8 protein-coding genes are annotated in these 8,340 nt (G+C 69.3%); 1 reads left to right on the top strand and 7 read right to left on the bottom strand.

Annotated features, from left to right (window positions below):
* From GH736_RS12820 to GH736_RS12790, 7 genes are all read right to left on the bottom strand, one after another.
* A partial coding sequence (locus GH736_RS12820; protein WP_159603857.1) for a GNAT family N-acetyltransferase occupies positions 1-558 on the bottom strand: 558 nt, incomplete at its 3' end.
* A gap of 119 nt (positions 559-677) precedes the next feature.
* The gene (rhaI, locus tag GH736_RS12815) at positions 678-1,877 is read right to left on the bottom strand and encodes an L-rhamnose isomerase (RefSeq protein ID WP_407922344.1); all 1,200 of its coding nucleotides are present in this window, start codon (positions 1,875-1,877) and stop codon (positions 678-680) included.
* Positions 1,874-2,296 carry an L-rhamnose mutarotase gene (locus GH736_RS12810; protein ID WP_328596853.1) on the bottom strand — a complete coding sequence of 141 codons (423 nt, stop codon included), beginning with the start codon at positions 2,294-2,296 and terminating at the stop codon, positions 1,874-1,876. Before GH736_RS12810 ends, rhaI begins: the two co-directional genes overlap by 4 nt.
* A gap of 170 nt (positions 2,297-2,466) precedes the next feature.
* Complete coding sequence (gene rhaS, locus GH736_RS12805) at positions 2,467-3,504, bottom strand: rhamnose ABC transporter substrate-binding protein (RefSeq protein WP_159603855.1); 1,038 nt, start codon at positions 3,502-3,504, stop codon at positions 2,467-2,469.
* A 64-nt stretch (positions 3,505-3,568) separates the two neighbouring features.
* Positions 3,569-4,624, bottom strand: coding sequence for an ABC transporter permease (locus tag GH736_RS12800; RefSeq protein WP_159603853.1), 1,056 nt, complete (start codon positions 4,622-4,624; stop codon positions 3,569-3,571).
* Positions 4,621-5,646, bottom strand: coding sequence for an ABC transporter permease (locus GH736_RS12795; RefSeq protein ID WP_159603851.1), 1,026 nt, complete (start codon positions 5,644-5,646; stop codon positions 4,621-4,623). Before GH736_RS12795 ends, GH736_RS12800 begins: the two co-directional genes overlap by 4 nt.
* The gene (locus GH736_RS12790) at positions 5,643-7,133 is read right to left on the bottom strand and encodes a sugar ABC transporter ATP-binding protein (protein WP_159603859.1); all 1,491 of its coding nucleotides are present in this window, start codon (positions 7,131-7,133) and stop codon (positions 5,643-5,645) included. Before GH736_RS12790 ends, GH736_RS12795 begins: the two co-directional genes overlap by 4 nt.
* 166 nt (positions 7,134-7,299) lie before the next feature.
* Here GH736_RS12790 and GH736_RS12785 point away from each other — a divergent pair, with 166 nt between their 5' ends.
* Positions 7,300-8,331 (top strand): LacI family DNA-binding transcriptional regulator, encoded by a 1,032-nt coding sequence (locus tag GH736_RS12785; RefSeq protein WP_159603849.1) that lies wholly within the window; start codon positions 7,300-7,302, stop codon positions 8,329-8,331.
* The last annotated feature ends 9 nt before the right edge of the window (positions 8,332-8,340 follow it).

The following is an 8,340-nucleotide window of genomic DNA, read 5'->3' as shown; positions in this document are numbered from 1 at the left end:
ATCAGCGGCCCGTTGCGACCGGTCGGCGGCCGCGGCCGCCGCCTCGCGTTCGACCTGGTGCGACGTGTGGTCCAGCGTCCAGCGGGCGATGGCGCGGTCGCTGCCGGGCTCGCCGTAGTACGCGGGGTGGAATGCGGTGACCTTCGCCCCGAGCACTCCGAGGTTGAAGTGCGTGTTCCTGGTCAGGGTGGGATCGAACGCCCAGCGCATCGATCGGGCGCCGGCCGAACGCGCGACCTCCGCCTGCGCGAGCTTGAGCGCGCGACCGACGCCGAGTCCCCGTGCGCGCTCGTGCACCGCGACGGCCTGCGAGTAGTGGTAGACGCCGTCACCGTCGACCGCGGAGAATCCGTAGCAGAACCCGAGCATCGCGCCGTCGCCGTCGTAGGCGCCGAGGGCGCTTCCGCCGTGATCGAGCAGTGCTCGGAGCAGCCGTGGACTGACGGCATGAGCGGAGTCGGCATAGCCGAAGACGTCTCGATAGAGACCGGATGCCGCGTGGCGGCGTGCCGCGCTGTCGAGCGGCTCGACGAACAACCCGGAGGCGGTCTGCTGCATGTGTGATCCTTGTCTTACGAGACGTAACTCGTTCCATCCTGCGAGATATACGTTGTTTTGGTCAAGATTGAGTTTGCCAGAAATCCGAGATACGTTTCGTATCTATGCACACCAGTGAATCAGGAGCCGCGATGCCGCCGCCCGACGGCGATGGGGCGCCGACGGGGGCGCGCAGCCTCGATCTGCTGCGCGACGCTCTCGTCGACGAACGCGAGCTCGTCGACGACCTGTTGGAGCTCGTGCACGCCGAGTCCCCGAGCGGTGACGCCGCCGGCATCGACCGGGCGCACGTCGGTGTAGAACGCGTCCATGAAGATGCGGTTGGCCTCGAGCACGTCGCCCGACACCTGCGCGGCACGCAGCGCGTCGGTGTCGACGAGGAGCGCCCGGGCGGTCATCTCCTGCACGTTGAGCACGGAGCGGATCTGGCCGGGGATCTTGTCCTCGACGTTGTGGCACTGGTCGAGCATGAACGCCACGTCGGGGTGGTTGAAGCCGCCGCCGCGGATCACCTCGAAGATGATGCGGAACAGCTGGAACGGGTCGGCGGCGCCCACGATGAGGTCGTCGTCGGCGTAGAAGCGCGAGTTGAAGTCGAACGAGCCGAGCTTGCCGAGGCGCAGCAGCTGCATGACGATGAACTCGATGTTCGTGCCGGGTGCGTGGTGGCCCGTGTCGAGACAGACCATGGCCTTGTCGCCGAGCGCCGCGACCTGGGCGTAGCTCGTGCCCCAGTCGGGGACGTCGGTGTGGTAGAACGCCGGCTCGAAGAACTTGTACTCGAGCACGAGGCGGTCCTCGTCGCCGAGGCGGGCGTAGATCGTCGCGAGCGACTCGTGCAGGCGGTCCTGACGGCCGCGCAGGTCGGCCTGGCCCGGGTAGTTCGAGCCCTCGGCGAGCCAGATCTTCAGGTCGCGGCTGCCCGTCGCGTGCATGATGTCGATGCACTCGAAGTGGTGGTCGATCGCCTTCTGCCGCACGGCCGCGTCTTCATGGGTGAGCGCGCCGAACTTGTAGTCGTCGTCCTGGAAGGTGTTCGAGTTGATCGTGCCGAGCGCGACGCCCTGGTCTTCGGCGTGCTTGCGCAGGTCGTCGTAGGAGTCGACCTTGTCCCAAGGGATGTGCAGCGCCACGGTGGGCGCGAGCGCCGTGTAGGCGTGCACCTGCGCGGCATCCGCGATCTTCTCGTAGGGGTCGCGGGGCGTGCCCGGCGTGGCGAACACCTTGAATCGGGTGCCCGAGTTGCCGAACGCCCACGAGGGGAGCTCGATCGACTGCAGCTCGAGCTGGTCGAGGACGGTGCTGGGAATGTTGCTCACGAGTCGCTGCTTTCTGTGCGGAGGTCGTTCGTGGACGGGGAGCCGGCGTGGTCGAGTGCGGTGAGCTGGTCTTCGAGGTGGAACACCTCGGCGAGTCGCGGAGCGCCCTGATCGGGTCGCGCGCCCTCGAGGGCGACGAAGAACCCGGCCATCTCTGCCTCCCACGCGGCGGTGCGCGGGTCCTGCTCGAGGGCCGCCTGCGATGCGGTGTCGTCGTCGGTCTCGTAGTAGCCGATGAGCAGGCCGTCGGCGCGCAGGAACAGTGAGTAGTTGCGGCGGCCGGACGCCTCGATGGCGCGCAGCATGTCGGGCCACACGGCCGCGTGCCGTTCGGCGTACTCGTCGAGCCGCCCAGGGTCGACCTGCAGCTGGAAGCACACCCGCTGGATGTCACGGGGTGTGCCGTGTCTGCTCATCATCGAGCGCTCCGTCCTGTGATGAATCGTTTCAAAGCCTAAGGCAGGATTGCGGCGCCCGCAACCCGGAATACGCTTTCCATCCCAGCGTAGGCAGAACTGCGGCGTGGCGGAAGACGCGAGAGGCCCGGCCGGTCGTCAGTGCGCCCGGCCGGGCCCGTCATCTTCGACTCCTAGAAGTCGAAGTCGCCGATGTTGTCGGCGTCGAACACGAACGGGTCGCCGAGCAGCACGACGCCGTCGGCGCCGACCTCGAACTCGCCGAGCTTTCCGGCGTCGAACGAGTCGCCTTCCTCACCCGTGATGTCGCCCTCGATGAGCGCCTTCGCCGCGTACGAGGCGAGGTAGCCCAGGTCGGCCGGGTTCCACAGGGCGAACGACGTGACGGTGCCGTCCTCGACGTACTCGCGCATCTGGTTCGGCGTGCCGAGGCCCGTCAGCGCGACCTTGCCCTTGTACTCCGAGGTGGAGAGGTAGCGAGCCGCCGCCGCGATGCCGACCGTGGTGGGCGAGATGATGCCCTTCAGGTCGGGATGCGTCTGGAGGAGTGCCGCGGTCTTGTCGAAGGACGTCTGGTCGTCGTCGTCGCCGTAGACGGTGTCGACGAGCGTGATGTCGGGGTAGTCGCTGGCGAGGTACTCCTCCATCGTGGCGATCCACGCGTTCTGGTTCGTCGCATTGGCGGATGCCGAGAGGATGGCGATCTCGCCGGCGCCGCCGATCTGGTCGGCGATGAGGTCGACCTGCACCTTCGCGATGCCCTCCGCGGTGGCCTGGTTGATGAACAGGTCGCGGCAGTCGGGGTTCGTGTCGGAGTCGAACGTGACGACCTTGACGCCAGCGTCGCGGGCCTCGTTCAGCGCGTCGCAGATCGCCTCGGGGTCGTTGGCCGACACGGCCATCGCGCCCACGCCCTGCTGGGTCAGGGTGTTGATGTAACTGACCTGCGCGTCGGGCGTCGCCTCCGCGGGGCCGACCTCGGCGAAGGTGCCGCCGAACTCCTCGATGGCCTCCTTCGCGCCGGTCGACGAGGTGTCGAAGTACGGGTTGCCGAGGTTCTTGGGGACGAAGGTGATGGAGAGGTCGCCGTCGCCGCCTCCGTCGCCTTCGCTGCTGCCAGAGCCGGAGTCGACGGCGCAGCCGGTCGCGAGGAGCGCGACGCTCACCGCCAGCGCCGCGAGTGCACCGGCGCGGTGCTTCTTCTGAAACATCGTTGTTCTTCCCTTCATCGGATGAGGTCGATGTGTGATCGCATCGACGGGTCGCGCGGCCCGGTCACCCTGCTGTGGAGGCCTCGACGCGCGGTGTTCCCCCTGGTGCCCTCCGGCGCTTGCGCAGCCAGGCCAGGAAGCTCGATGCCACCACCGAGAGCACGAGCAGCACTCCGGTGATGATGTTGATGACGTCGGACGTGACGTTCGCGAGCCGCAGTGCACTGGCGAGCACGCCGATGAGCAGCACGCCGGCGATGACGCCGTGGATCGCGCCGCGGCCGCCGAAGATCGACACGCCGCCGAGGAGCACGGCCGCGATGACCTGCAGCTCGAGGCCGGTGGCGTTGTCACCGCGGGCGTTGCCGTAGCGGAGCGTGTAGTAGATGCCGGCGAGCGCGGACACGGTGCCCGAGAGCACGAAGAGGATGAGCTTCGTGCGCTCGACGCGCACGCCCGAGAACCGCGCCGCCTCGCTCGCGAGGCCGATCGCGTAGATGCCCCGGCCGAACGGCGTGAAGTGCAGCAGCACCGTGAACACGACGAGCAGGACGAGGAACAGGAACAGCACGACCGGGATGTTCGTGTTGCCGACGCGGGCCTGTGCGAGGTCGGTCCAGAACTCGGGGAAGTCGGTGACGGCCGTCGTGCCGAGGAGCCCGATCGCGAGCCCGCGGTACAGCGCGAGCGTGCCGATCGTGACGGCGAGCGACGGCAGTCCGACGACGGTGACCAGGAAGCCGTTCAGCGCGCCGCCGACCGCCCCCACGACGATCGCGGCGATCGCCGCCACCTCGAAGGGCACTCCGGCCCGGGTGAGCACGCCGGTCAGCACGCTCGCGAGGCCCACGATGCTCGCGACCGACAGGTCGATCTCGCCCGTGATGATGATGAGCGTCATCGGCAGCGCGATGAGCAGGATCGGCATGACGTCGAGCAGGAGGTAGGTCAGGGTGATCGGCTGGCCGAACCCGCGCACGGCGATCGAGGCGACGACGGCCACGATGGCGAGCAGCGCGATGATCGCCATCTCGCGGGTGAGCAGCACGCGCTGCCACAGCGGCTTGTCGTAGTCGCGGTAGGTGCGGACGGCCGCGGTGCCGGTGGTGGTGGCGGTCATGACTCGTCCTCCCTCGCCTCGAGGAGCTTGCGTTTCTGCCGGATCGCGAGGATGCGGTCGAGCACGATGGCGCCGATGATCAGCACGCCGACCACCGCCCGCTGCCAGAAGTCGGGGATGCCGAGGATCGGCAGCGCCCGGTTGATCGTGAGGAGCAGCACCCCGCCGAGGGCGGCGCCCCAGACGGTGCCGCTGCCGCCGAAGATCGCGACGCCGCCGATCACCGCCGCGCCCACCGCGTCGAGCTCCCAGCCCGAGCCGGCCTGCGAGCTGATGGTGCCGTACCGCGCGGCGTAGAGCACCCCGCCGAGGCCCGCGAGCGCGCCCGAGAGCACGAAGGCGGTGAGCAGGCGCCGGGTGACGCGGAGGCCGTAGAGCTCCGCCGCCGCGGGGTCGGAGCCGATCGCGTAGAACTCGCGCCCGGCCCGCGTGTTCTTCATGACCCAGCCCGCGACGACGAGCACCGCCAGCGCGATGATCGTGAGGATCGGGATGAAGAGGATCTGCCCGGTGCCGAGGGCGAGGAACTCCTTCGGCAGGTCGGAGGCGTTCACCCGGTCGCTGCCCGTCCACAGCACGTTGATGCCGCGGTAGGCGTAGAGCGTGCCCAGGGTGATGACGAGCGAGGGGACCTTCGCGAAGGCCACGAGCGCACCGTTCACGAGGCCGAGCAGCCCGCCGAAGACGATCACGATGAGGAACACCGCGACCATCGGGATGCCCTGCAGGTCGATGAACAGCCGGCCGGTGAGGTAGGCCGAGAGGCCGAGCACCGAGCCGACCGAGAGGTCGACGTTCCGGGTGATGATGACGATCGCCTGGCCGACGGCCAGCAGCACGAGGATCGACGGGGTGAGCAGCAGGTCGCGCCATCCGTCGGAGCTGAACAGGAAGTTCGGGTTGGCGACCGTCGCGGCGAGGATGACGAGCAGCAGCGCGATCAGGATGCCGAACTCGCGTGCCGCGCCGACGGCCCGCAGCCGCTTGGTGACGTCGGACTTCTCGATGGTCGGGGCGGTCACGAGTGGGCTCCCGTCGCGTGGGTGGCGGCGAACATGACGTTCTCGGACGTGGCATCCGCTCGCTCGAACTCTGCCGTGATGCGGCCCTCCCGCATGACCAGCACACGGTCGGCCATGCCGAGCACCTCGGGCAGCTCGGACGAGATCATGAGGATGCCCATGCCGCGCCCGGCGAGCTCGGAGAGCAGGCGGTGCACCTCGGCCTTGGTGCCGACGTCGATGCCGCGGGTGGGCTCGTCGATGATGAGCACCTGCGGCTCGGTGGCGAGCCACTTGCCGAGCACGACCTTCTGCTGGTTGCCGCCCGAGAGCGTGGCAGCGACGGTGCTCATGGCGGTGGTCTTCACCTCGAGCCGGCTGGCCCAGACCTTGGCCGCGCGGTTCTCGAACCCCGAGGTGATGATGCCGGCCTTCGCGAGCTGCGTGCGGATGGCCAGCGTGAGATTGCGGGCGACGGATGACTCGAGCACGAGTCCCTGCTTGCGCCGGTCCTCGGGCACGAGTGCGATGCCCTGCCGCATGGCGCCCGCGGGGTCGCGCTTGGCCACGGATGCCCCGGCGAGGCGCACGCTGCCGGCGTCGTAGCCGTCGACGCCGAACACGGCGCGGGCGACCTCGCTGCGGCCGGCGCCGACGAGTCCGGCGAGGCCGACGATCTCGCCGGAGCGCACCGTGAAGGAGATGTCGTGGAAGACGCCCGCGCTCGACAGCCCCTCGACCTCGAGCAGCGGGTCGCCGATGACGGCCTCCTGCTTCGGGAACAGCTCGGTGACGTCGCGGCCGACCATCTGGCGCACGAGCTCGTCGGGGGTGGTCTCGTCGATCGGCGTGGTGCTGATGTAGGCGCCGTCGCGCATGACGGTGACCGTGTCGCAGAGGTCGAACACCTCGTCGAAGCGGTGCGAGATGAACAGGAGCGCGCGGCCCTCGTCGCGGAGGCTCCGCGCGATGGCGAACAGGCGGTCGACCTCGACGCCCGAGAGGGCCGCGGTCGGCTCGTCCATGATGAGCACGCGGGCGTCGAGGGAGACGGCCTTGGCGATCTCGATGACCTGCTGGTCGGCGATCGAGAGGCCCTCGGCCGGACGGTCGGGGTCGATCCGCACGGCGAGGCGCTGGAAGAGGGCCTCGACCTCGCGTCGCATCGCCTTGCGGTCGATGCGGCCGAAGCGGCCCACGGGCTGGCGACCCATGAAGACGTTCTCGGTGACGGAGAGGTCGGGGAAGAGCGTGGGCTCCTGGTAGATGACGGCGATGCCCGCGGCCTTCGACTGCGCGGTGGACGTGAAGTCGACCTCCTCGCCGTTCAGGCGGAAGTCGCCGGCGTCGCGTCGGTAGAGGCCCGCCACGATCTTCACGAGCGTCGACTTGCCGGCGCCGTTCTCGCCGACGAGGGCGTGGATCGAGCCGGCCTCGAGGCGCAGGCTGCCTGACCGCAGTGCGATGACCGCGCCGAACGACTTGACGACCCGTGACAGCTCGAGCATGGGCGGTGCGGCTGACGGCGGCGTGTCGGTCACGAGCGGTCCTCCCCGTTGAGGTGAATCTGATATGAATCGATTCAGAAGCGATTCAGGACTACTGTAGGGACGTCCCGGTGAACGGTCAAGCCCGGGACAGCCTGACGCCGACCATCGATGACGAGGAGCGCGAATGCCAGCCGCGAGCATCCGTGATGTGGCGCAGCACGCCGGCGTCTCGGTCGGCACCGTCTCGAATGTGCTGAACCGCCCCGACGAAGTCTCTGCCGAGTCGATCGCCCGTGTCAGCCGCGCCATCGAGGAGCTCGGGTACGTGCGCAACGACGCCGCCCGCAAGCTCCGCGCGGGCGTCAGCACCACGGTGGGCTTCGTCGTGCTCAACGGCCAGAACCCCTTCTTCAACGACGTCGTGCGCGGCGCCGAGGACGAGGCCTCCAGGCACAACATCGCGGTGCTCTACGGCAACACCGACGAGGACGTCGCGCGCGAGCGCCTGTACCTCGACCTGTTCGAGGAGCAGCAGGTGCGGGGCGTGCTCATCTCGCCCTACGGCGACATCCAGCCCCGGCTCGAACGACTCCGTGCCCGCGGCATCCCGGCCGTGCTCGTCGACCGGTTCGGCGGCAGCAGCCGGTTCAGCTCCGTGTCGGTCGACAGCGTCGCGGGCGGACGCATGGCGGTCGAGCACCTCATCGCCACCGGGCGGCGCCGCATCGCGTTCGTCGGCGGGCCGTTCGACATCCGCCAGGTCAACGATCGCCTCGCGGGAGCGCGCGTCGCAGCCGAGAATGCCGCGGTGCCGGTCGAGGTGGAGGTCGTGGCCACGGGCGCCATGACGGTCGACGAGGGGGTCGCGGCCGGCGCCCGCATCGTCTCGCGACCGCGCGGCGAGTGGCCCGATGCGCTGTTCGCCGCGAACGACCTCATCGCGCTCGGCCTGCTGCAGTCCCTCGTCGTCGGGGGGCGGATGCTGGTGCCCGACGAGATCGCGATCATCGGGTTCGACGACATCTCGTTCGCGTCGGCCGCCGCGGTGCCGCTCTCGTCGATGCGCCAGCCGAGCGGCATGATCGGCCGAACCGCGCTGCGCATCCTGCTCGAGGAGACGGCCGACCGCGACCTCATCCCGCGGCAGACGGTGTTCCTGCCCGAGCTCGTGGTGCGGCGCTCGACCGATCCGGTGGCGGAGCGGCGCCGGTCCTGAGCGGCGCCG

Origin of the sequence: Agromyces humi, from assembly GCF_009720255.1 — a bacterium.
Lineage (GTDB): Bacteria > Actinomycetota > Actinomycetes > Actinomycetales > Microbacteriaceae > Agromyces > Agromyces humi.
The sequence above is the reverse complement of the archived record's forward strand: the minus strand, read 5'-3'. Positions and strand labels throughout refer to the sequence as shown.